Here is a 23,268-nt window from a genome sequence, read left to right as displayed (position 1 = left end):
CGTATGAAAATCAGCGTAATCGGAAGTGGCTATGTCGGCCTGGTACAGGCTGTGGTGCTCTCTGAAGTCGGGCACGACGTCATCTGCATGGACATTGACGAACACAAGGTCAAACAGCTCGAGCAAGGCCACGTGACCATTTTCGAGCCCGGCCTGGCGAATCTGGTTCGTGAAAGCCTGGCCAGCGGTCGGCTGCACTTCACCAGCGACGAGAAGCGCGCCGTGGAGCACGCCCAGGTGCTGTTCATTGCCGTCGGCACACCGTCCACGGGGGACGGTTCGGCTGACCTTGGTGCGGTCTTTGCGGTAGGCGATGCCATCGCCCGCCATCGTCGGAACAAGCTGATCGTGGTGGAGAAATCCACGGTGCCAGTGGGTACTGGCGACGCCTTGACCCAGCACATCAACGGGCAGTTGGAAAAGGCCGGCCGGACCCTGGAGTTCGAGGTGGTGTCCAACCCCGAGTTTCTCAAGGAAGGTTCGGCCGTCAATGACTGCCGTCGCCCGGACCGTATCGTCATCGGTTGCCAGAGCGACGAAGTGCGCCAGGTGATGCGTGACTTGTACGCACCGTTCAACCGTAATCACGACCGCATCATGTTCATGGATCTGCGCAGCGCCGAGCTGACCAAGTACGCGGCCAACTGCATGCTGGCGACCAAGATCAGCTTCATCAACCAGATCGCCGAGCTGGCCGAACACCTGGGCGCCGACATCGAATCAGTGCGTCTGGGTATCGGTGCCGACTCGCGCATTGGCTATGACTTCATCTATGCCGGTTGTGGGTATGGCGGCTCGTGCTTCCCCAAGGACATGCGCGCGCTGATCCAGAGTGCCGAAGGCGCCAACTGCTCCAACGACCTGCTCAAGGCGGTGGAAGCCATCAACGAACGCCAGAAGCACAAGCTGTTCGACCGCGTGAACGCCTACTTCCAGGGTGACCTCAAGGGTCGAACCTTCGCGGTATGGGGTTTGGCCTTCAAGCCCAACACCGACGATATGCGCGATGCACCCAGCCGGGTCCTGATGGAAGCGCTGTGGGCGGCTGGCGCGCAGGTGCGGGCATTCGACCCCGAGGCCATGCAACAGACCCAGAGCCTGTATGCCGACCATCCTGGCCTGGTGTTGATGGGCACGCCGGAGTCGGCGTTGCTGGGCGCGGATGCACTGATCGTCTGCACCGAATGGCAGCAGTTCAAGGCGCCGGATTTTGACCTGATTCAGAAGCGCCTGAAGCACCCGGTCATTTTCGACGGACGCAATCTGTACGATGTCGAGCGTTTGGCGAAGTTGGGTTTCGAGTACTTCCCGATTGGCCGCGGCGAGTCCTGCAACTTGCCGATTCCTGATCAGAAGTGGGCCGCGGCGGTCTGATCAAACCGCTGTCGCGGGCTTGCGCAGTGCCGGCCCGACGGCCCCTGCGGTGTAAGCCGCAGGGGCCGTTTTGTTTCGGGTTACGACTGCCTGCCCAGGTGCAGCAGCACGTAGTCATCCTTGTCGAACTTGCCGGTCATCACCGGCTCCAGCATGCCCAGCGGCGTCCCTTGCAGCTTGCCGTAATCGGCCTTGCTCATGAACGCATAGGCCGGTCGCTTGACCGCTTGCAGCTCGTCGGCGGTAGAGGTAAACAGGGGTTTCACCTCACCCTCGACATTGACCATGAATTTGATCGCCTTGGCGTCCTTGCCCATGCCGTGCAGCACTAACGAGGCTGAGCCGGCTTGCACGCGTTGCATCACGGCCTGTGAAAACGTGCGTGTGTCGTACAACTCGCGCTCGACCGGTTCGAAGACCAGGATATAGGCGGTCCACAGGGTAAGGATTGCGCAGCCCGCCAGCCCCAGGGTACGGCGACTGGGCATGAACAACAGACCGATAGCCAGCACCTGCAATATCGTCATCAGGGCTACCAGCGCAGCGATAGGCGGCAGCTCATCCGGCAGGTGATGACGGGCCACCAGCAGTCCGGCCAGGACCAGCCCCGGCAACACCAGCCAGATCCCCATGGAAAGCCAGCGCAACGCAGCAAACACGAATCCTTTAGGCTGGGTGAAGGGATAGGCTGCGACGATGGCTGCCATGGGCAACATGGGTAGCACATAGCGCGCCTTTTTCGCCATCGGCACCGAGAGGCCGACCATCACCAGTAACCCGGCGGCTGTGCAGGCCAGCAGCAGATAAAGCAACGGGCCGCGCTGGTTGCGCCAGGTGACGGCAACGGCGGCCAGCACCAGCAGCGCCAAGGGATAGGCCGGCGCGTAGTTGCCCAGGGAACTGGTGAAGTAATAAAGGCCGCTGCTGGCGCCTTCGCTGCCATCGACGCGACCGGTAACTTGCATGCGAATCACGTCCTGCACAAACGCCGGGCCACCGCTCAGGTGCGCCAGCCATAGCAGCAGGCCGATGCACGCCAGCAACAAGGCCAAGGCCATGAAACCGAAGCTGAACAGGCGCTTGAACTGGCGGCCCTGCAGGTAATAGATGCACAGCATGCCGGTGGGCACCACCAGGCCGATCGGCCCGCGAATGGCAAAACCCAGCAGCAGCAGGGCCAGCAGGGCAGGGGTGCGTCGGGCCGCACCGAAGTGGTCGGCCGCGTAGCCCAGATAGAACACGGCGAAGGCCACGGCTGCCAGCATGAGGTCCAGGGAGACGGCGCGGGCTTCAGTGACGAAGGTCGCGCTCAGTAGCATCCAGGCCACGCTGAGCAGCGCCCACTGCCGGGAATACCGGGCGAGCAAGCGATACATCAAGGTGGCCAGAACCGCGCCAGCCACGGCAGTCGGCAGCCAGGCGGTGAAACTGGTGACCTCGCCGAATGGCAACGACAGCAGGTAGATCAGAAAGGTCGAAGTGGCCGAATAGTCCGGATAGGGCTCGCCATAGGTGGTCGGAAAGAAGCTGGGCCCATGGCGAAGCATTTCCTGGGCGAACATCACAAAGCGCGAGTCGAAACCGATCGGTGCCTGATGGAAATTGCCGAATACCAGCAACAGCAGGGTGACGGCGCCTACCAGCAGCGATTGACGCTGCATGCCCGGCTCGAAGGGCAGGAGGGCAGGACGGGTGTCGGCGAGCGAGGGATTATTGATCATGGCCGTACCCTGATCGAGAGAGATAAAAGGCAGTTCAGTGGTTTCACGGTGTCGTCCATTCTCACATGACCCCGGATTGCGGACCGCATCCCGCGGGTCGAAAGGCGCAAGCTTGAGTTCTGTGCTGTGAAAATAGGGTGAATTGCCCATCAACACCAGCGCCAGATCATGCCCCGTACAGGCAAGCGACAGGTTACGCCACGAGACATTTCACCTGCTTGATTTAACACATTTTTTTACCATTTATCCGACATCTCACTCACGGATTTCTCCCTGACGTTCAGGCGCCATTCACCGAAGACGCCCTGCCATGAAGCCCCTGATCGAGCTGTGCCGAACCCCCCGCCATGCCCCCCTTTTATGCTTGCTGGCCTGTACGGCAGTGCTGCTGACCCTGGGCCTGGGTCAGCGCGAACTGTGGGGTGCCGAAACCCGCTGGGCCAACATTGCGTTGCAGATGCTGCAAAGCGGTGACTATTTCGACCCCTATCTCAAGGGCTCGGCCTATTACGACAAGCCGCTGCCTTCCTATTGGTTGATCACCGCCACGGCCTGGCTCCTGGGTGGCCTGAATCACTGGTCACTGCGCCTGCCTTCGGTCATCGGTGCCTGGTTGAGCGTGTGGCTGGTTTACGCCTTGGGCGAGCAACTGTATCGCAAGGGTACGGGGCTGCTGGCGGGCTGGTTGTTGGCCACCACCTTTTATTTCATTTTCTGGTCACGGGTGGCCACGGCCGATATCCTCAGCGTGTTCGGCGTGCTGGCCGCGGTATGGTGGTACTGCCGCTGGTGCCCTTTGCCCAATTGCTCGGTGGCTGGTAGCTGAACGAATGCCTGACCGCGCGCCGTGCTGCGGGTCAGCCTGTGGACGCGCTCTGGCAGCGAGGCATCGGCATAGCCGCCCTTACCCTGTTGGCAGTCATCGGCGTGCTTTACCCGCACAGCAACAGCAATGTCCCGGATTTCGCCGCACGCCTGCGCACTCAAGCCAGCGCCTTGGCGCCCTGGTCGCGCTGGCAAATGGTCATGGTGGATGTCGACAACAAGTTGCCGATGTACCTGCAGCAACCCCTCCGGCGCATGCCATCGTGGTTGCTCAGTACAAGGATCCGAACCATCCACCGATGAATTATCTGGCAGACGGCCATCAAGTAGTGCTCAGCAACCAGAAAGGCGGTACGACGCCTTTCCATCATGACCACGGCGGCAGCGTCGCCTACTTGCCAGTCCCGCAGGCCTCGGCTGCACCCAGCGAGCCAGAGCCATTGCCGGCACAATAGTATCAATACTCTAAATGTGACTGATGATTTTATATTGGTCATATTTGTATCGTCAGGGGCCTCTGCGCCCCTAGGCGCCCTCCATCAAAGCTGCTACTCTCGGCGCGCTTTCGGCCATCTGGTAATCGCCTGGCCGCAATGACAGATCAATAATAATCGCATTGAATGCGTCGAATTCGCCGTGGCTGGAGGAGTGGGCTTCCATGATCGAAAATTTCTGGAAGGATAAGTATCCAGCGGGCATTGCCGCCGAGATCGATCCTGACGAATACCCGAATATCCAGGCAGTGCTCAAGCAGTCGTGCACGCGGTTCGCCGACAAGCCGGCCTTCAGCAACCTCGGCAAGACCCTGACCTACGGCGAACTCCACGAACTGTCGGGGGCGTTTGCCGCTTACCTGCAGCAGCACACCGATCTGCAACCGGGCGATCGCATCGCCGTGCAGTTGCCCAACGTCCTGCAATACCCTGTGGCCGTGTTCGGTGCAATCCGCGCCGGCCTGATCGTGGTCAACACCAACCCGCTGTACACCGCGCGGGAAATGGAACACCAGTTCACCGACTCCGGCGCCAAGGCGCTGGTGTGCCTGGCCAACATGGCCCACCTGGCCCAGACCGTGGTGCCCAAGACCCAGGTCAAGCACGTGATCGTCACCGAGGTGGCCGACCTGTTGCCGCCCCTCAAGCGTCTGCTGGTCAACAGCGTGATCAAGTACGTGAAGAAAATGGTGCCAGCCTATTACCTGCCCAAGGCCGTCAAGTTCAACGACGTGCTCGCCAAGGGGCGCGGCAAGCCGGTCAACGACGCCTGCCCGGCAGCCGACGATGTGGCCGTGCTGCAATACACTGGCGGCACCACCGGGGTGGCCAAGGGCGCCATGCTGACCCATCGCAACCTGGTGGCCAACATGCTGCAATGCAAGGCGCTGATGGGTTCCAACCTCGATGAAGGTTGCGAAATCCTTATCACCCCGCTGCCGCTCTACCATATCTATGCCTTCACCTTTCATTGCATGGCGATGATGTTGATCGGCAATCACAACATCCTGATCAGCAACCCGCGGGACCTGCCGGCGATGGTCAAGGAGCTGTCGAAGTGGAAGTTCAGCGGTTTCGTCGGTCTCAACACGCTGTTTGTGGCGCTGTGCAATAACGAAGGTTTCCGCAAGCTGGACTTCTCCTCGCTGAAGATCACCCTCTCCGGCGGGATGGCCCTGCAACTGGCCGCCGCCGAGCGCTGGAAGGCCGTGACCGGCTGTGCGATCTGCGAAGGCTATGGCATGACCGAGACCAGCCCGGTGGCCACGGTCAACCCGATCCAGAACATCCAGATCGGCACCATCGGCATTCCGGTGCCCTCGACCCAGTGCAAGGTGATCACCGACGATGGTGTGGAACTGGCCCTGGGCGAAGTGGGCGAGTTATGCGTCAAGGGCCCGCAGGTCATGAAGGGGTACTGGCAGCGGGTGGACGCCACGGCCGAGATCCTCGACCCGGACGGCTGGCTGAAGACCGGTGATATCGCCCTGATCCAGCCCGACGGCTACATGCGCATCGTCGACCGCAAGAAGGACATGATCCTGGTGTCCGGCTTCAACGTCTACCCCAACGAACTGGAAGACGTGCTGGCGACCCTGCCAGGGGTGTTGCAGTGCGCGGCCATCGGCATTCCCGACGAGAAGTCGGGGGAGTCGATCAAGATTTTCGTGGTGCCGCGCCCCGGTGTCACCTTGACCAAAGAACAGGTCATGGACCACATGCGCGGCAACGTGACGGCCTACAAGGTGCCGCGCACCGTGGAGTTTCGCGATACCTTGCCCACCACCAACGTGGGCAAGATCCTGCGCCGGGAACTGCGCGACGACGAGTTGAAGAAGTTGGGTTTGAAGAAGATTGCCTGATCTTTCCGAGACGGGTGGCGGTGTAATACGAGTGAATGCGAGGCATACGGCTATCCAGAGGCAAAGGTTCAAGAGGGATCAAGCCTGGGTCAGGTACCACCGCCAGTCCTGCTCGCCCACTTCGGCCATGAATTGCCGGTACTCCTCGCGCTTGACCGCCAGGTACACACCCATGAAGCCGGCGCCGAATGCCTCGCTGGCCCAGGCCGAACGCTCCAGGGCCTGTTCTCCACATCGTCGCCGTTGAGGGTCAGGCCCAACAGGGTGCTGGGTAACGGACGGCCGCTCTGGTAGACGGCCAGCAGTTCTTCGCGATGCAGCAGCTTGCCTCGGGGTACGCCGTTGAGGTCAAGGATAAACAGCTCGAACATCTCGATGTGTGGGTGTTCTGCCAGAAAATCCAGCGCGTGCTGAACGGGTGCAAATATCGTCATGGGGCTCTCGCTTGCGCCATTGAGGCGCACAGATACAGTCCGATTCCGGTTCGGGCAGCCCGAAGGCTCTGCCAGCCGGGAATACAGTGCAAGAATCAGGCAGCGAAAGCGGTGTCCGGCGGGCGGGCGTGGCGGCAGTGGAACAGCGCCCAGAAGGCCAGGGTGTTATTGAACAGCGGGTTCTCGCCAGGATGGGCAGGCGTTTTCGAGCGAGCGGGGCGAGAGGCGGGCACTGGGGGACTCATGGAGCAGGAGGTTGGCACGCCTGGGCTCAAGGGTTGAATCGGGTTTGATGGATGTTCAGGTGGGGGTGGGCTAAACATTCATTGACAGGAAGGGGACGACGGGTCTCTTCGCGGTGCCAGAGACGGGTACTTGATAAATCTGCGACAATCCCCGGCATATTTTTCGCGCGACCCTCACGTACCTGATGACCGACCAGACCGCTCACATCGATCAACTGCTGAAAAACCTCGACCAGGCCATGATCAGCGACCGCCACCGCCTGCGGCGCCAGTTGCATGACCTGCGCAAGCAACCGGACGAGACCCGGCTTGCGCAATGGGTCGACAAGGTCCAGGCCTCGTTCGCCAGGGTCACTGCCCGGCGGGACAGCGTGCCGAGCGTGCGCTACGACGACAGCCTGCCGATCGCGGCCAAGCGCGATGAAATCAAGAAGGTCCTGGCCGAGCATCAGGTGTTGATCATTGGCGGCGAGACCGGCTCGGGCAAGACCACCCAACTGCCGAAGATCTGCCTGGAGCTGGGCCGCGGCCAGCATGGCCTGATCGCCCACACCCAGCCTCGGCGGATCGCGGCGCGCAGCGTCGCCACGCGGGTGGCAGAGGAGCTGGCCACGCCGCTGGGCGCGCTGGTAGGTTACCAGGTGCGCTTCGAGGACCAGAGCGACAGCAACACCCTGATCAAGCTGATGACCGACGGTATCCTTCTGGCCGAAACCCAGCACGACCGTTTTCTCGAGCGCTACGACACCATCATCGTCGACGAAGCTCACGAACGCAGCCTCAACATCGACTTCCTGCTGGGCTATCTCAAGACCCTGCTGCCACGGCGCCCCGACCTCAAGGTCATCATCACCTCGGCTACCATCGACCTGCAGCGTTTCTCCGAGCATTTCGACAAGGCGCCGATCATCGAGGTCTCCGGGCGGACCTTCCCGGTGGACACGTGGTATCGGCCACTGACCTCCCAGCAGGACGAAGAAGGCAACGCTGTCGAAGACGACTTGACGGTGGATCAGGCGATTCTCGCCACCCTCGATGAAATCGCCAGTTTCGAACGCAGCGAGCGGCGCACGCCGGGCGATGTGCTGGTGTTCCTGCCCGGCGAGCGGGAAATCCGCGACGCGGCCGAAATGCTGCGCAAGGCGCAGCTGCGTCATACCGAGATTCTGCCGCTGTACGCGCGGCTGTCGCCGGCCGAACAGCAGCGGATCTTCCAGAGCCACCCTGGCCGACGCGTGGTGCTGGCGACCAACGTCGCGGAAACCTCGCTGACCGTCCCGGGCATTCGCTACGTGATCGACTGTGGTACCGCGCGCATCAGCCGTTACAGCTACCGCGCCAAAGTCCAGCGCCTGCCCATCGAGGCGGTGTCCCAGGCCAGTGCCAACCAGCGCAAGGGCCGCTGTGGGCGGGTCGAGCCGGGTATCTGCATCCGGCTGTACAGCGAAGAGGATTTCAACGCCCGGCCGGCTTTCACTGACCCCGAGATTCTGCGCACCAACCTGGCGGCGGTGATCCTGCAGATGCTGCACCTGCGCCTGGGCGAGATCGACCAATTCCCGTTCATCGAGCCGCCGGACGGCAAGGCCATCACCGACGGATTCAACCTGTTGCAGGAACTCTCGGCGGTCAACCGCGAGAACCAGTTGACCCCTTTGGGCCGGCAGCTGGCGCGCCTGCCCATCGACCCGCGTCTGGGCCGCATGTTGCTCGAAGGCCACCAGCAGGGCAGCCTGCAGGAAGTGCTGATCATCGCCAGCGCGCTGTCGGTGCAGGACCCCCGCGAGCGTCCACCGGAGCGCCAGCAGGCTGCCGATCAGGCCCATGCGCAGTGGAAGGACGCCGATTCCGACTTCGCCGCGCTGGTCAGCCTGTGGCGGGGTTTCGAGGAGCAGCGCCAGGCCCTCGGTTCCAGCCCCCTGCGCAACTGGTGCCGCAAGAACTTCCTGAATTATCTGCGTCTGCGCGAGTGGCGCGATGCCCATCGTCAGCTCAGCCTGATCTGCCGCGACCTGCAACTGACGGTCAACAAGGACCCGGCGGATTACCCGAAATTCCACAAGGCAATCCTCGCCGGCCTGCTTAGCCAGATCGGCCAGAAGACCGAAGAAGGCGATTACCTCGGGGCGCGGCAGCGGCGTTTCTGGGTGCACCCGTCATCCGGGCTGGGGCGCAAGCGCCCACAGTGGATCATGGCCGCCGAGCTGGTGGAAACCACCAAGCTTTATGCACGCATGGTGGCCAAGATCGAGCCGGACTGGATCGAGCCGCTGGCCGGGCACCTGGTCAAGAAAAACCACTTCGAACCGCACTGGGAGAAAAAGCGCGGGCAGGTGGTGGCGTTCGAGCAGATCACCTTGTACGGCTTGATTGTCGTGGGCCGACGGCCGGTGCATTTCGGCCCGATCGATCCGGTGGCCTCACGGGAGCTGTTCATCCGCGAAGGTCTGGTGCGTGGCGAAATCCAGTCCCGGGCCAAATGCCTGACCGCCAACCGAGCGCTGCTCGAACAGCTCGACGAGCTGGAAGCCAAGGCTCGCCGCCGCGACATTCTGGCCGACGAAGAAACCCTGTACGGCTTTTACGACGAGCGCGTCCCGGCTGAAATCCACCAGACCGCAACGTTCGACAGCTGGTACAAGGTCAACAGCCAGAAAGACCCGCAACTGCTGATCATGCGCGAAGCCGACGTGCTCGCCCGCGAGGCCAGCGAGGTGACGGCCGCGCAGTACCCCGACGTGCTGCGCCTGGGGGATTTGACCCTGGCGTTGAACTATCACTTCGAGCCCAATCATCCCCGCGACGGCGTGACCTTGCGGGTGCCGGCGCCGCTGTTGCCGGCACTGCCGGGCGAGCGCCTGGAGTGGCTGGTCCCGGGCCTGCTGGAGGCCAAGAGCATCGCCCTGGTGCGCAATTTGCCCAAGGCCTTGCGCAAGAATTTCGTGCCAGTGCCGGACTTTGTCCGCGCGGCACTGGCGCGCATCCCCTTTGCCGAGGGTTCCTTGCCCCAGGCCCTGGGCCGCGAGCTGCTGCGCATGACCGGCGCGCGGGTCACTGACGAGGCCTGGGCGGAATCGGCGCAGCAGGTCGACAGCCACCTGCGCATGAACCTGGAAGTGCTCGACGGTGAGGGCAAGTTCCTCGGCGAAGGGCGCGACCTGGCCGAGCTCACTGCACGCTTTGCCGCCGCCAGCCAGGCGGCCCTGGCAGCGCCCGCCAGCCACAAAATGCAAAAACCAGTGGAAGCCAAGGTGTTCGCCCCCGTGGCGGCGACCACCCAGCAAAACATTGCCGGGCTGTCGATGACCGTGTACCCGGCATTGGTCGAAGAGAGCGGGACGGTCAAGGAAGGTCGGTTTTCCACTGCTGCCGAAGCCGAGTACCAGCACCGCCGTGCGTTGCAGCGTCTGCTCTTGCAGCAACTGGCCGAGCCGGCCAGGTTCCTGCGGAGCAAGCTGCCGGGCTTGACCGAGTTGGGCCTGTTATACCGCGAGCTGGGCCGTGTCGATGCGCTGGTCGAAGACATTCTGTTGGCCAGCCTGGACAGTTGCATTCTCGAAGGCGAAGCCAGCCTGCCGCGGGACGGCGCGGGCCTCGCAGCCCTGGCCGAGCGCAAGCGCGGTGGCTGGACCGAGCACGCCGAACGGCTGGCGCGCCTGACCCTGGAAGTACTCAAGCTGTGGCACGGCTTGCAGAAGCGCTTCAAGGGCAAGATCGACCTGGCCCAGGCGGTGGCCCTGAACGACATCAAGCAGCAGTTGGGCAACCTGGTCTACAGCGGTTTTGTACGGGAAACACCGGGCGCCTGGCTCAAGGAGATGCCCCGCTTTCTCAAGGCCATCGAGCTGCGTCTGGAGAAGCTCGGCTCTCAGGTGCAGAAAGACCGGGTGTGGAGCACCGAGCTGGGCAATTATTGGGCGCAGTACCAGACGCGTCTGGCCAAGCATGCCCAGGAGGGCAAGCGCGACGAGCAGTTGATGCTGTATCGCTGGTGGATGGAGGAGTACCGGGTGTCGCTGTTCGGGCAGCAACTGGGCACCAAGGTGCCGGTGTCGGACAAACGGTTGAGCAAGCAGTGGTCGGCTGTGGAGGCCTGATCGTCAGAACAGCGTTTTTCCGGAAGTTATGCCACAATTCGCCCCTGAATCCCCGCCCGGGTTGCGCTTGCCCGGGCCACTAACAACAGAGGAACGACCGTGTACAACGTCGTGATCAGCGGCACTGGCCTTTTCACTCCGGCCCAGAGCATTTCCAACGATGAGTTGGTGGAATCCTTCAACACCTACGTGCAGCAGTTCAACGCTGACAACGCGTCTGCGATCGAGCGCGGCGACGTCGAGGCGCTGACTGAATCCAATGCAGCGTTCATCGAGAAGGCTTCCGGCATCAAGAGCCGTTTCGTCATGGACAAGGCCGGTATCCTCGACCCCCGACGCATGAAGCCGTACCTGCCCGAACGGAGCAATGACGAGCAGTCGATCCTCTGCCAGATGGCCGTGGCCGCCGCCGAGCAAGCGCTCGCCCGGGCCGGCAAGACTGCCGCCGACATCGATGCGGTGATCGTCGCCTGCTCCAACCTGCAACGCGCCTACCCGGCCGTGGCCATCGAAGTGCAGCAGGCGCTGGGCATCGCAGGCTTCGGTTTCGACATGAACGTCGCGTGTTCGTCCGCCACCTTCGGCATCCAGAATGCCTTCAACAGCATTGCCCTGGGCCAGGCTCGCGCGGTGCTGATGGTCAACCCGGAAATCTGCACGGCGCACCTCAACTTCCGCGATCGCGACAGCCATTTCATCTTCGGTGACGGCGCCACCGCCGTGGTCATAGAGCGTGCCGATTTGGCCACCTCTGCGCACCAGTTCGAGATTGTCAGCACCAAGCTGCTGACCCAGTTCTCCAACAACATTCGCAACAACTTCGGTTTCCTCAACCGCACCGCCGATGAAGGCGAGGGGGCGACGGACAAGTTGTTCGTGCAGGAGGGACGCAAGGTGTTTCGCGAAGTCTGCCCCATGGTGGCCGAGCTGATTGGCCAGCATCTGCAAGAGAACCACCTCGACGTCACCGATGTGCAACGGTTCTGGCTGCACCAGGCCAACCTCAGCATGAACCACCTGATCGTCAAGAAGTTGCTGGGTCGGGAGGCGACCGTGGAAGAGGCGCCGGTGATTCTGGACACCTATGCCAACACCAGTTCGGCCGGCTCGGTGATTGCCTTGCACACCTATCAGGATGATCTGGCGGCGGGGTCGTTGGGGGTGTTGAGTTCGTTTGGGGCGGGGTATTCGATCGGCAGTGTGATCCTGCGCAAACGCTAGTCATCATGCCCCCGGATTGAAGCGCCCTTGCGCGCAGCAAGGGCGGCCCATTCAGCCAGCCAGCCGGCATGCGAACGGAGCTTTACGCCGGGTGTAACCCACCGCAGTGATCCGGCCGTCCGCCTGGACGATCACGTTGGTCCCGATGGAGTCGAAGGCGTCAAGGGGGGCCAGGCCGTTTTCGCCAAACTTGCCATCGGGTTGGCCCTGCTCATTCAGTCGACCGCAGGTGGCCTGCAGGTAGCCCGTACGCTCATCGACGTACTCGCCGATAAAAACCAATCGGCCTTGCAGGTCGACTTGCGCATAGGTCAGCGCGGAGTAGGGGAGCCCGGGGAGGTAAGCGCCTTTGCATCCGAAGCTGGAGCGCTGGCGGCCATCCTCTGCAAAGCTGACGGCTATCGCTCGCACCTGGCTGCCCACCCCGACGCCATACAACTGACCGGCCTTGTCGACGACCACATCATTGATACGGAAGCTTTGCGAGCTGAACCCGTAGCCGTCACGCCCGATGTCGCCCCATTGCTGGTCGTGCCGGCCCTGGTAGCTGACCTTCGCCACCAGCGCCGGATTATGGCCCCCCGAAGCGCCACCCGCGACATAGATACAGGCGTCGGTCAGCACGATCGAGCGCAACAGAATGCTGTAGTTGGCTGCACTCAACGCGACAACCCCGCGGTCACCGAAGCTGTTGTCCAGCACGCCGTTGCCATTCACGCAGAAGACAAAACCCGACAAGCGTGGCTGTTGACCGATCCGCCCGGTGGCAATCACGTAGATTTTGTCATCCCGTACCGCCACGTCAAAGTTGACCTGGGTGAAATCCTGATTTCTCCCTGTACTTGCCAAGGGGCCCATGGCTTTGCCATCACTGCACAGTGCCAGGTTAGTCTCGAAGGTGATCGGCCCCATGGCGCAGCTGTTGCCCGTCACGGCGTCGGCAAGAATGAGCTGGCCGTTGCCGTTGAAGCTCCGTTCCCGCTCCCCCGTAAGGGTGTAGCAAGCCAGCGCGGGGGAGCATTGCCCTGGCAGGTGTTCAACCATGCCGCCTAGAATCAACCTGTCGCCCAACTGCACCACACGCCTGCCGGGTTTTACGCCATCCCCGGTTGTGTCGTCGAAGGCATCGATGATGAAGCCGCTGTCACCAAAGCCGGGTTTTGCCGATCCGTCGGCGTCGAGCGCGCCCAGGGCATAGCGATTGCCTTGGCTCAATGCCAGATAAAGGGTCGCAGAGGTGTCGCAGTGGGCCAGACCGTGGAGTTCGAAAGCGTTGACCGCTTTGAGCGCAGGTGACGGGTTGAACGCCGGATCTGCCGTACCGGCGGTTGTTTCTGTCTGGGAAGGGGAATTGACCATTGCTGTCTCCTTTGAACGGTCGCCTTGTGACTCGGGTCGAGCGCACTGGCGGCATTCAAGCGGCAACGCTCGATAGCGTCTATAGGACAGCAATACCCCCTAATACAATCACCTGGACGGCCTGGACGCCGCATAATGGCATCCATTAAAAAGCGCGTCGTGCTGGAGGGGATCAGCACGACGCGCTTTTTTTCAGGTGTTGCTGCCAATCAGAACTTGGCTTCCAGATCCAACTGCAAGGTGTTGACGTCGGTATCGTTGCGGCCGGTCACGGCCGTGTCCGACTGCGCCAGGAAGTAAGTCACGCCAAGGCCGAAGTTCTTGTCGATGTCGTACCCCAGCTTGATCTTGTGGCCACGCGCGCCGGTGGTGCCGTTGGCAAAGTCCGAGTCGGTGAACGCGCCGACCACACCGTTACGTTGTACGTCGCGGTAGTTGTAGTCCAGCGAGAAGTCGCCCAAACGGCTCTTGATACCGGCCAGCCAAGCTTGATCCTGGCCATCGGTGGAACGGTTGTTCTTCACGAACTGGCCGTATACCGCCAAAGGCACCGGCAGGTTCTTGATGTCGATCTGACCGAAGCCCTCGTACAGGCGGAACTCTTTGGTGGTGTTGCCGTTGGCGGCCAGGGTGGTGACGCGGCTGGCGGCAGTGGCGGTGCTGGTGGTCCCCGCCGAGTTGGTGATGGAGCCGGTGGTGGTGCCGTCGTCGTTGGTGTTGTTGTACGAGTACACGCTCGCGCCCACGGTCAGGCCGACCGCGTTGGCAATGTTGAACTTGCCGCCCAGCTGCCCGGCGTACAGGCTCATGTCGTGGTTGAACTGGTAGCCTTCGCCGTCGACGTTGTCTTTGAGGGTGTAGTAACCCATGCTGCCGAACAGCTCGGCGTCCTTGTTCAATGGCAGCTTGTAGGTGGCAGCCACACCTTCCGGGTTAACGTCGCTGTCCCAGATGATGTCACCCATGCTTACCCACGGTTGCAGCATCTTGCCGCCGATCAGGTGCAGGTTCTTGACGGCGGTCGGGTGCCAGTCCAGGTAACCCAGGTCCAGCCACAGGCTCTTCTTGGTGAAGGCGTTGTTCAGGTCCTGGTTGGTCGAACGCGAGTCCGAACTGCCACCGGTGGCCACGCGAATGCCGGCGTCCACTTGCGGGTTGATCTCGCTGTACACGCCGAAACGGGCGCGCACGCGCTGACGATCGGCCGTGCGGTTGTCATCAAGCGCCGTTCCCCCAGTCTTGATGTTTTCTTCGCGAATCCGCACGTCGCCCATGATCTTGGTCTTCGAGGCCCAGGCCAGCTTCTGGTCCCAGGCGGTCTGCTTGGCGGCGGCTGCAGCGGCGGTCTGTTGGGTGACTTTCTGATCGTTGGCCAGGTCCGACTGCAACTCGGCATACTGGGCGTCGGTGATCGAACCGTTGGCCTTGAGCATGGCCAACAACTTGGCATCGACGTCGGCGCTGGCCGGCGCGCTCAGGGACATCAGTAGGGACGTGCACAACCCTGCCCCGGTCAAACTGGAAATCAAACGCATACTTTGCTCCGTTACGTTTTAGTCGCAGTTGCCTGCGTTATAGGTATTTACCTGAACCGGCCCTGAACAGAAGGCTCTTGGTTCTAAAAGGTGGCGCAAGTATTGCTATTGGTTATGACAGGTTTATGGCATTCCAATGGCCGGTTGGTGACATAAACCCGATACAAATGGCTCGGTGCCAGCCGTCCGGGAAGGGGTGATACACATTGCTGGCAGATCGGGCGATACTCGAAGAGATCGCCTTGTCATGACTGGATAACCGATGTCCTTAACCGTGCTGACCCGCCTGTCCGACCTGCCTGCGGCGCAATGGGATGCTTTGTTGCCCGCCGATCAACCTTTCATGCGCCACGCGTTCCTCAGTGCCGTGGAAGACAGCGCCAGCCTGGGCAAAGGCTCTGGCTGGCGGCCTGAACATCTGTTGCACGTGGAAAATGGCCAGTTGCTGGCCGCGCTCCCGGCTTACCGCAAATGGCATTCCTACGGCGAATACGTATTCGATCATGGGTGGGCCGATGCCTGCCGCCGGGCCGGCATCGATTACTACCCCAAGCTGTTGGCAGCGGTGCCGTTCAGTCCGGTCAGCGGGCCACGGTTACTGGCAGCAAGACCGCAAGATGGCCTGGCGTTGTTGCAGGCCTTGCCGGGTTATCTGGAAATCGAGGACCTGTCCGGCGCCCACATCAACTTCACCGACCCGGCGCTGGATGCCTTGCTGGCCGTCGAGCCCGACTGGTTGTCACGGCTGGGCTGCCAATATCACTGGCAGAACCGCGGCTACCGCGATTTCCAGGATTTCCTCGACACGCTGGCCTCGCGCAAGCGCAAGCAGATGCGCAAGGAGCGCGAACAGGTGGCCGGGCAGGCCATCGGGTTCGAGTGGCACGCGGGCCATGAGTTGGTGGAAGCCGACTGGGATTTTGTCTATGCCTGCTACGCCAACACCTACGCCGTTCGGGGCCAGGCGCCTTACCTGAGCCGGGCGTTTTTCAGCCTGCTGGCCGAACGCATGCCCGAGGCGATCCGTGTGGTGTTTGCCGTGCAGGGCAGCCAGCGGGTGGCCATGGCCTTCAGCCTGGTGGCGGGAGACACCCTGTATGGCCGCTATTGGGGCTGCCTGGCCGAATATGACCGGCTGCATTTCGAGACCTGTTTCTATCAGGGCATGGACTACGCCATCGCCCATGGTCTGAAGCGATTCGATGCGGGTGCCCAGGGGGAGCACAAGTTGATTCGCGGGTTCGAACCGGTGATCACCCATTCTTGGCACTACTTGCGCCATCCGGGGCTGCGCGCGGCAGTGAACGAGTTTCTCGACGCGGAGCGGGTGGGGGTGCTGGCCTATGCCGATGAGGCGCGGGGGGCGTTGCCGTATCGGCAGGTGGAGTGATCGGCCGGGCGATCATCTGAAGCGTTTCACCTGCAGGACCCAGCAAGCTCGGGAAGCGGGCCCCACGTCGGGCCTGCTGCACCGCGCGGTTCGGTTCCCGAGCAAGCTCGGTCCCTCAAGAGGTGGCTGTGACGTGGATAACGCTTAATCCACCCCGACAAACCCACCCGTCTGGTGATGCCACAACCGCGCATACAGCCCATGCTGTGCCAGCAGCTCACTGTGGCTGCCGATTTCGACAATACGCCCCTGCTCCAGCACCACCAGGCGATCCATCTTGGCAATGGTGGACAGCCGGTGGGCAATGGCGATCACCGTCTTGCCCTTCATCAAGGTCTCCAGGCTTTCCTGAATCGCCGCTTCCACCTCGGAGTCCAGGGCAGACGTGGCCTCGTCCATGATCAGGATGGGCGCGTTCTTGAGCAGTACTCGGGCAATGGCGATCCGCTGCCGCTGACCGCCCGACAGTTTCACACCGCGTTCGCCCACGTGGGCCTCGAAGCCCGTGCGCCCTTCGGAGTCCGAGAGCTGTGGAATGAACTCGTCGGCGCGGGCCTTGCGCACCGCCTCCCAGAGCTGTTCGTCCGAGGCGCCCGGGCGGCCGTACAGCAGGTTCTCGCGAATCGAGCGGTGCAGCAGCGCGGTGTCCTGGGTAATCATGCCGATCTGTGCCCGCAGGCTCTCCTGAGTCACCTTGGAGATGTCCTGCCCGTCCACCAGGATGCGCCCGTCGGGCAGGTCGTAGAGGCGTAGCAGCAGATTGACCAGGGTGGACTTGCCGGCACCCGATGGACCGATCAGGCCGATCTTCTCGCCCGGACGAATGTCCAGCGTCAGCCCGTCGATGATGGCGCGGCTGCCCTTGCCGTAATGGAAGTCGACGTCCTCGAAGCGCACGCTGCCGCGATCGATCTTGAGCGTGGGCGCGGCCTTGGCGTCGACCACGCTGACCGGCTGGGAGATCGACTCCAGGCCGTCCTGGACCATGCCGATGTTCTCGAAGATGCCGTTGACCACCCACATGATCCAGCCGGACATGTTGACGATACGGATGACCAGGCCCGTGGCCAGGGCAATGGCCCCGACGCTGATCAGGCTCTGGCTCCACAGCCACAGCGCCAGCCCGGTGGTGCCGACGATGAGCATGCCGTTGAGGGTGGTGATGGCGGTGTCCATGCTGGTGACCACGCGGCTGGCCAGCTGGGTCTTGAGGGTCTGCTCGGTAATGGCCTCGCGGGCGTACTGTTGTTCCAGGTTGGTGTGGGCGAACAGCTTGAGGGTAGCAATATTGCTGTAGCCGTCGACAATGCGCCCCATGAGCTTGGAGCGTGCCTCGGAGGACACCACCGAGCGCTCCTTGACCCGTGGCACGTAGTAATAGAGAGCAGCGATGTAGCCCAGGATCCACAGGATCAACGGAATCATCAGGTGCCAGTCGGCCTCGGCGAACAGGACCAGCGAACCCACGGCATAGATCACCACGTGCCAGATGGCGTCCACGGCAGCGACAGCCGAGTCGCGCAAAGAGTTACCGGTCTGCATGATGCGCTGCGCAATGCGCCCGGCGAAGTCGCTCTGGAAGAAGTTCAGGCTCTGCTTGAGCATCTGGCTGTGGTTCTGCCAGCGGATCAGGCTGGTCATGCCAGGGGCGATGGTCTGGTGCACCAGCAGGTCATGCAGGCCGACGAAAATCGGCCGCAGGATCAGGGTAACGACCAGCATCCACGACAATTCCAGGGCGTGATCGCTGAAGAAATTCGGGTCGGGTTTGCCTTGGGCCAGATCGATGATGCGGCTCAGGTAGCTGAACAGTGCCACCTCGATCAGCGCGCCGATCAGGCCCACCACCAGCAGGGCGGCGAAGCTCGGCCACACCTGCTTGAGGTAGTAGATGTAAAAAGGCAGGACCTTTTTGGGTGGCTCCTCAGTGGGCGCTTCGCGGAAGATATCGATCCATTGTTCGAAACGACGATAAATCATCGGTGAAGGGCTCCTTAAGTGCGCCGGTCCTGACCGGCTTCATTCAATGCATGGGTTCAAGGCAGGCGTTTGGCCGACTTGATGAATACAGGATCTGACGGCACATCCTGCTGACCGTTCATCGTGGTGGTCGGGGTATTGGCAATGTTGTCCACCACGTCCATGCCGTTGACTACCTTGCCGAACACCGCATAACCGAAATCGCGCCCCCCGTGGTCGAGGAAGCTGTTGTCTTTCTGGTTGATGAAGAACTGGCTGGTGGCCGAGTTCACATCAGAGGTGCGGGCCATCGCCAAGGTGCCACGGGTGTTGAGCAGGCCATTGTCGGCTTCGTTCTTGATCGGCGCGCCGGTGGGCTTTTCAGTCATGGACGAGGTGAAACCGCCGCCCTGGACCATGAAGCCCGGGATCACCCGGTGAAAGATGGTGTTGTTGTAGAAGCCCTTGTCCACATAGGCAAGGAAGTTGGCGGTGCTGATCGGTGCCTTGACGGCGTCCAGCTCGATTTCGATCTTGCCCATGCTGGTGTCCAGTTGCACATGGGGATGCTGGGCATCTGCCGCCATCAGCTGGGTGGCGAAGAGAACGGAACCGGCGGCGACGAGCAGTTGTTTGAACATGGGGGGCAGTGATCCTTGGTGGTGGTGGTCGAAACACTTTCTGGATAGCGCCAGCGCTTCAGGTCGTGGCGAGGAAATCCAGGAGGGTCTGGTTCAGGCGTTGCGGTTGGTCGAGCGGTGTAGCGTGGCGGGAATCCTTGATGACAACCAGACGCGCGCCGGCTATGAGTGTTACATGATGTTCCTTCAGGGCGACCGGGGTGTAATCGTGGTCGGCGCTGATGATAAGGGTAGGACAGATGATGCGCGAGAGTCGTTCCTGGACGCCCCAGCCGACGATGGCGTCGAAGCTGGCGCGGTAGGCCCGCGGGTCATTGCGGGCCCAGCGCTCGGCGACCTTGCGGCGCAGATCGGCCTGTTCGGGCCGGGGGAAGAGGTTCTTGCCCAGGGCCACGCCCAAGGTGGCCATACCCATGACTCGCAGCAGCGCCCAGCGCTTGAACCACTGCACGTAGTCGGCGGCCTTGTGCAGTTTGACCTCCGGGCTGCTGTTGATGATGCACAGACTGCTCAGCCGCTCGGGGTGGTCCACTGCCAGTTGGTAGCCGATCATGCCGCCCATGGACAACCCGACGTAGTGCACCTGTGCCAGTTGCAGATGCTCGAGCAAGGCGAGCACGTCGGCGCTCATGCCGGCAATGCTGTAGGGGCCGCGAGGCTTGCTCGAGCGACCGTGGCCGCGCAGGTCGAGGCAGATGACCCGGTAATGTTCGGCGAGCACCGGCACTTGCAGCTCCCAATCCTCACTGCTCGATCCCAAACCATGGGCCAGCAGCACCGGTGCGCCCTGGCCCTGCTCGGTGTAGAACAGCTCGCAGCCCTGATAAGTGAAGATCGCCATGCCCGGCCGCGTCCTCAGGCCAACTCGGCATTGGCCAAGGGCATGGGCAGGTCTTCCAGCGGTGTGCTGTCGTAGCTGCGCAACAGGTCGATCAGGATCTGTGTGGCCGGGCCCATGGGCTTGTCCTTGTTGGCGTAGAGGTAGAACACGGGATGACGACTGCCGCCTTGCTCCATGGGCAAGGCCTTGAGGACGCCTTCTTCCAGCTCGCGCACGATCAGGTGGCGTGGCAGCCAGGCGAAACCCAGGCCATTGCCGACGAAGGTGGCGGCGGTGGCCAGGCTACCCACCGTCCAGCGCTGCTCGGCCCCCAGCCAGCCGACGTCGCGGGGCTGGGAGCGGCCGGAGTCGCGGATGACCACCTGCAGCTGACTTTCCAGATCCTGAAAATTCAGCAGCCGGTTGAAGCGGTGCAGGGCATGCTCGGGGTGGGCGACGGCGACGAATTCGACGGCGTTCATCTCGGTACCCAGGTAGCCCGGGATGCTGAAGCCGCTGATGGCGACGTCGGCGACGCCTTCCTGCAACACTTCTTCGACACCGGACAGCACTTCCTCGCGCAGGCGCACGCGGCAGCCACGGCTCTGCGGCATGAACTCGGTCAGGGCCCTTACCAGGCGGGCGTTGGGGTAGGCCGCATCGACCACCAACCGCACTTCGGCCTCCCAGCCTTGTTCCATGTGGTGGGCCAGGTCTTCGAGCTGGGCGGCCTGCTTGACCAGCTGCCGGGAACGCCGCAGCAGCACGCCACCGGCCTCCGTCAGCACCGCCTTGCGCCCGTCGATGCGCAACAGCGGCACGCCCAATTGGTCCTGCATCCGTGCCACGGTGTAACTGACGGACGATTGCGACCGGTGCAAGGCTTCGGCGGCCTGGGCGAATCCGCCGTGATCGACCACGGCTTGCAGGGTTCGCCATTGATCCAGGGTGACACGCGGGGCTTTCATCGGGGCTCCAATCGAATGACCACAAGGCAGTCTTGGCAGATTAGAGCATCGGCTCGATAAAACAACTTGATTGATGGGTTTTGCCGGTATTATCGATCATTCAATCGATTTTTCATCTTTTGCACGAGCCTCGCCATGCCCTACCTGCTTCTCGTCACCCTGATTCAGGCGTTTTCCTTCAACCTCATCGGCGTCTATCTGGCCGGCCACGTGGACAGTTACTTTGCGGTACTGGCGCGGGTGCTCCTCGCCGGGCTGGTGTTCATCCCGCTGACCCGCTGGCGCAACGTCGAGCCGGTCTTCCTGCGACGCATGCTGGTGATCGGTGCGTTGCAGTTCGGCGTGACCTACGTCTGCCTGTACCTGAGCTTTCGGGTGCTGACGGTGCCGGAGGTCCTGCTGTTCACCATCCTCACGCCGCTGCACGTGACGTTGATCGAAGACGCCCTCAACCGGCGCTTCAATCCTTGGGGGCTGCTGGCCGCCCTGATTGCGGTGGCCGGGGCTGCCGTGATCCGCTACGACCGCATCAACGCCGACTTCTTTCTCGGATTTCTGTTGCTGCAACTGGCCAACTTCACCTACGCGGCCGGCCAAGTGTTGTACAAGCACCTGATGGCGCGCTTTCCCACGGACGAGCCGCAGTACCGGCGTTTCGGCTACTTTTTCGTCGGCGCCTTGCTGGTGGCGCTGCCGGCGTTTCTGGCGTTCGGCAACCCGCAGCACCTTCCCCAGGGAACGACGCAGTGGGGCGTGCTGGTGTTTCTCGGGCTGGTGGCCACGGCGTTCGGCATGTACGCCTGGAACAAGGGCGCAAGCCAGGTCAGCGGTGCGACCCTGGCAGTGATGAACAACTTGCATGTGCCGGTAGGGTTGTTACTCAACCTGCTGGTGTGGAACCAGCAGGAGCCGTCAGGGCGGCTGGCGTTGGGGGCGGGGGTTATTCTGCTGTCGGTCTGGGTGGCTCGGCGCGTCAGCCGTCACCGCGACTCATTTGAGTAGGATCGACCGCATATCGGCCCCACTTGGCTGCTGATAAACCGCCAACCCAAACACGGGCATCACCGCCAGCAGGTAATCGAACACATCCCCCTGCACGCGTTCGTACTCTGCCCAGTCCGTGGTCCGCGTGAAGCAGTAAATCTCCAGCGGTATGCCCTCGGCGGTGGGTTGCAGTTGGCGGACCATGCAGGTCATCTGAGGTTGAATGTCGGGGTGGTGCTTGAGGTAGGCGAGGGCGTAGGCCCGCAGGCTGCCCAGGTTGGTCAGTTGGCGGCGGTTGGCCGGGTGTTCGGCAACGTCACCCTGTGAATCATTCCAATGCTGGAGTTCGGCATTTTTGTGGGCGACGTAGCCCCTCAGCAGTTGGATGTGAGCGAGTTCGTCGGTGTGCATGAAGCGCACGCCGCTGGCGTCGACGAACAGGCTGCGTTTGATCCGCCGGCCCCCGGCCTGCTGCATGCCGCGCCAGTTCTTGAAGGATTCGGACATCAGGCGCCAGGTGGGGATCGAAACCAGGGTCTTGTCAAAATTCTGCACCTTGACCGTGTGCAGGGTGATGTCTACCACGTCGCCATCGGCGCCGACCTGGGGCATATCGATCCAGTCGCCCACCCGCAGCATGTCATTGCTGGTCAGTTGCACGCTGGCGACGAATGACAACAGGGTGTCCTTGTAGACCAGCAGGATCACCGCTGACATGGCGCCCAGGCCCGACAACAACAGCAGCGGCGAGCGGTCGATCAGCGTGGCGACGATGGCGATGGCGCCGAAGATGAACAGGATCATCCGCGCCAGTTGCACGTAGCCCTTGATCGAGCGGGTGCGGGCATGTTCGGAGCGGGCGTGGATGGCCAGCAGGGCGTCCAGCGTGGCGCTGGCGGCCAGCAACAGGAACAGCAGGGTCACGGCGAAGGCGACATTGCCCAGCAGGTTCTCGGCCAGGGGGCTGAGCCCGGGTACGCCCTGAAGGCCGAATTGCAGGATCAGCGAGGGCCCCGTCTGGGCCAGGCGCCGGAACACTTTGTGCGCCGCCAGGTCGCTTAGCCACTGCGCGGAGGGCTGGCGGGCCAGCACCTCGACGCCGTGCAGCAGCAGGATGCGCACCAATCGTCCGACGGCCAGCGCGCACGCCAGCAGGATCGCCAGGCCCAGGCTGGCATGCAGCAGGGGGTGTTGGTCCAGCGCGCTCCAGAGACTGCCGAGCGCAAGCCATGGGGATCGAGTGTCCATATGAGTGGGGACAGTTACCGGTGGAATGGGTTGGCGATTAAACCCCATTCGGCGGGCCGGGGAACCCGCGAGACCGTTACAAGACGTAAAG

16 protein-coding genes and 2 pseudogenes are annotated in these 23,268 nt (G+C 62.3%); 7 read left to right on the top strand and 11 right to left on the bottom strand.

Features of this window, described 5'->3' with window-relative positions; translation table 11 throughout:
• The first annotated feature begins 3 nt into the window (after positions 1-3).
• Entirely contained in the window at positions 4-1,374 is a 1,371-nt protein-coding gene (locus tag HB675_RS05140; RefSeq protein ID WP_213876322.1) for a UDP-glucose/GDP-mannose dehydrogenase family protein, read from the top strand.
• A gap of 80 nt (positions 1,375-1,454) precedes the next feature.
• Here HB675_RS05140 and HB675_RS05135 read toward each other — a convergent pair whose 3' ends face one another.
• The gene (locus HB675_RS05135) at positions 1,455-3,095 is read right to left on the bottom strand and encodes a glycosyltransferase (protein WP_213876320.1); all 1,641 of its coding nucleotides are present in this window, start codon (positions 3,093-3,095) and stop codon (positions 1,455-1,457) included.
• A 322-nt stretch (positions 3,096-3,417) separates the two neighbouring features.
• On the opposite strand from HB675_RS05135, the pseudogene HB675_RS05130 reads away from it, so the two are divergent.
• Together HB675_RS05130 and fadD1 are read left to right on the top strand one after the other, a co-directional pair.
• Positions 3,418-4,375: pseudogene (locus HB675_RS05130) on the top strand (glycosyltransferase family 39 protein).
• Positions 4,376-4,578: 203 nt separating this feature from the next.
• Complete coding sequence (fadD1, locus tag HB675_RS05125; RefSeq protein ID WP_213876318.1) at positions 4,579-6,276, top strand: long-chain fatty acid--CoA ligase; 1,698 nt, start codon at positions 4,579-4,581, stop codon at positions 6,274-6,276.
• Between the two features lie 78 nt (positions 6,277-6,354).
• On the opposite strand, the gene HB675_RS25745 is transcribed toward fadD1, so the two are convergent.
• The 3 genes and pseudogenes from HB675_RS25745 to HB675_RS05115 form a co-directional block, all read right to left on the bottom strand.
• Positions 6,355-6,450, bottom strand: a complete 96-nt coding sequence (locus tag HB675_RS25745; protein ID WP_218626451.1) for a glutamine synthetase — start codon at positions 6,448-6,450, stop codon at positions 6,355-6,357.
• 50 nt (positions 6,451-6,500) lie between these two features.
• A pseudogene (locus HB675_RS05120) lies at positions 6,501-6,710 on the bottom strand (glutamine synthetase); the annotation flags it as partial.
• Positions 6,711-6,805: 95 nt separating this feature from the next.
• Positions 6,806-6,943 (bottom strand): hypothetical protein, encoded by a 138-nt coding sequence (locus tag HB675_RS05115; RefSeq protein WP_213876595.1) that lies wholly within the window; start codon positions 6,941-6,943, stop codon positions 6,806-6,808.
• 197 nt (positions 6,944-7,140) lie between these two features.
• Here HB675_RS05115 and hrpA point away from each other — a divergent pair, with 197 nt between their 5' ends.
• Both hrpA and HB675_RS05105 read left to right on the top strand, forming a co-directional pair.
• Positions 7,141-11,052: an ATP-dependent RNA helicase HrpA gene (hrpA, locus tag HB675_RS05110; RefSeq protein WP_213876316.1), complete on the top strand. Its 3,912-nt coding sequence runs from the start codon at positions 7,141-7,143 to the stop codon at positions 11,050-11,052.
• 99 nt (positions 11,053-11,151) lie between these two features.
• The gene (locus HB675_RS05105; RefSeq protein ID WP_213876314.1) at positions 11,152-12,273 is read left to right on the top strand and encodes a beta-ketoacyl-ACP synthase III; all 1,122 of its coding nucleotides are present in this window, start codon (positions 11,152-11,154) and stop codon (positions 12,271-12,273) included.
• Positions 12,274-12,324: 51 nt separating this feature from the next.
• Here the strand turns inward: HB675_RS05105 and HB675_RS05100 are convergent, their stop codons facing one another.
• On the bottom strand, positions 12,325-13,632 hold the full coding sequence (locus HB675_RS05100) for a hypothetical protein (protein WP_213876312.1): 1,308 nt from the start codon (positions 13,630-13,632) through the stop codon (positions 12,325-12,327).
• A gap of 209 nt (positions 13,633-13,841) precedes the next feature.
• Positions 13,842-15,167, bottom strand: coding sequence for a putative porin (locus HB675_RS05095; protein ID WP_213876310.1), 1,326 nt, complete (start codon positions 15,165-15,167; stop codon positions 13,842-13,844).
• A 262-nt stretch (positions 15,168-15,429) separates the two neighbouring features.
• On the opposite strand from HB675_RS05095, the gene HB675_RS05090 reads away from it, so the two are divergent.
• Complete coding sequence (locus HB675_RS05090) at positions 15,430-16,557, top strand: GNAT family N-acetyltransferase (protein WP_213876308.1); 1,128 nt, start codon at positions 15,430-15,432, stop codon at positions 16,555-16,557.
• A 144-nt stretch (positions 16,558-16,701) separates the two neighbouring features.
• On the opposite strand, the gene HB675_RS05085 is transcribed toward HB675_RS05090, so the two are convergent.
• The 4 genes from HB675_RS05085 to HB675_RS05070 are packed head-to-tail and all read right to left on the bottom strand — an operon-like array spanning position 16,702 to position 20,945.
• The gene (locus tag HB675_RS05085; protein WP_213876306.1) at positions 16,702-18,537 is read right to left on the bottom strand and encodes an ABC transporter ATP-binding protein; all 1,836 of its coding nucleotides are present in this window, start codon (positions 18,535-18,537) and stop codon (positions 16,702-16,704) included.
• Positions 18,538-18,593: 56 nt separating this feature from the next.
• A complete protein-coding gene (locus HB675_RS05080) occupies positions 18,594-19,157 on the bottom strand; it encodes a peptidylprolyl isomerase (RefSeq protein WP_213876304.1) in 564 nt (187 codons plus the stop codon).
• Between the two features lie 58 nt (positions 19,158-19,215).
• Positions 19,216-19,998, bottom strand: coding sequence for an alpha/beta hydrolase (locus HB675_RS05075; protein WP_213876303.1), 783 nt, complete (start codon positions 19,996-19,998; stop codon positions 19,216-19,218).
• Positions 19,999-20,012: 14 nt separating this feature from the next.
• Complete coding sequence (locus HB675_RS05070; protein ID WP_213876301.1) at positions 20,013-20,945, bottom strand: LysR family transcriptional regulator; 933 nt, start codon at positions 20,943-20,945, stop codon at positions 20,013-20,015.
• 135 nt (positions 20,946-21,080) lie between these two features.
• Here HB675_RS05070 and HB675_RS05065 point away from each other — a divergent pair, with 135 nt between their 5' ends.
• Positions 21,081-21,947: a carboxylate/amino acid/amine transporter gene (locus HB675_RS05065; protein WP_213876299.1), complete on the top strand. Its 867-nt coding sequence runs from the start codon at positions 21,081-21,083 to the stop codon at positions 21,945-21,947.
• Here HB675_RS05065 and HB675_RS05060 read toward each other — a convergent pair.
• Positions 21,936-23,177, bottom strand: coding sequence for a mechanosensitive ion channel family protein (locus HB675_RS05060; protein WP_213876298.1), 1,242 nt, complete (start codon positions 23,175-23,177; stop codon positions 21,936-21,938). The two genes, HB675_RS05065 and HB675_RS05060, sit on opposite strands and share 12 nt — an antisense overlap.
• Between the last annotated feature and the right edge of the window lie 91 nt (positions 23,178-23,268).

The organism is Pseudomonas sp. dw_358, assembly GCF_018449655.1.
Lineage (GTDB): Bacteria > Pseudomonadota > Gammaproteobacteria > Pseudomonadales > Pseudomonadaceae > Aquipseudomonas.
Note: the sequence above shows the minus strand (reverse complement) of the source record. Positions and strands in the feature narration are given on the sequence as shown.

Coding starts and splice junctions, on each gene's coding strand:
- HB675_RS05140 (WP_213876322.1), top strand. CDS start 4: ATGAAAATCAGCGTAATCGGAAGTGGCTATGTCGGCCTGGTACAGGCT.
- HB675_RS05135 (WP_213876320.1), bottom strand. CDS start 3,095: ATGATCAATAATCCCTCGCTCGCCGACACCCGTCCTGCCCTCCTGCCC.
- fadD1 (WP_213876318.1), top strand. CDS start 4,579: ATGATCGAAAATTTCTGGAAGGATAAGTATCCAGCGGGCATTGCCGCC.
- HB675_RS25745 (WP_218626451.1), bottom strand. CDS start 6,450: ATGGGTGTGTACCTGGCGGTCAAGCGCGAGGAGTACCGGCAATTCATG.
- hrpA (WP_213876316.1), top strand. CDS start 7,141: ATGACCGACCAGACCGCTCACATCGATCAACTGCTGAAAAACCTCGAC.
- HB675_RS05100 (WP_213876312.1), bottom strand. CDS start 13,632: ATGGTCAATTCCCCTTCCCAGACAGAAACAACCGCCGGTACGGCAGAT.
- HB675_RS05095 (WP_213876310.1), bottom strand. CDS start 15,167: ATGCGTTTGATTTCCAGTTTGACCGGGGCAGGGTTGTGCACGTCCCTA.
- HB675_RS05090 (WP_213876308.1), top strand. CDS start 15,430: ATGTCCTTAACCGTGCTGACCCGCCTGTCCGACCTGCCTGCGGCGCAA.
- HB675_RS05085 (WP_213876306.1), bottom strand. CDS start 18,537: ATGATTTATCGTCGTTTCGAACAATGGATCGATATCTTCCGCGAAGCG.
- HB675_RS05080 (WP_213876304.1), bottom strand. CDS start 19,157: ATGTTCAAACAACTGCTCGTCGCCGCCGGTTCCGTTCTCTTCGCCACC.
- HB675_RS05075 (WP_213876303.1), bottom strand. CDS start 19,998: ATGGCGATCTTCACTTATCAGGGCTGCGAGCTGTTCTACACCGAGCAG.
- HB675_RS05070 (WP_213876301.1), bottom strand. CDS start 20,945: ATGAAAGCCCCGCGTGTCACCCTGGATCAATGGCGAACCCTGCAAGCC.
- HB675_RS05065 (WP_213876299.1), top strand. CDS start 21,081: ATGCCCTACCTGCTTCTCGTCACCCTGATTCAGGCGTTTTCCTTCAAC.
- HB675_RS05060 (WP_213876298.1), bottom strand. CDS start 23,177: ATGGACACTCGATCCCCATGGCTTGCGCTCGGCAGTCTCTGGAGCGCG.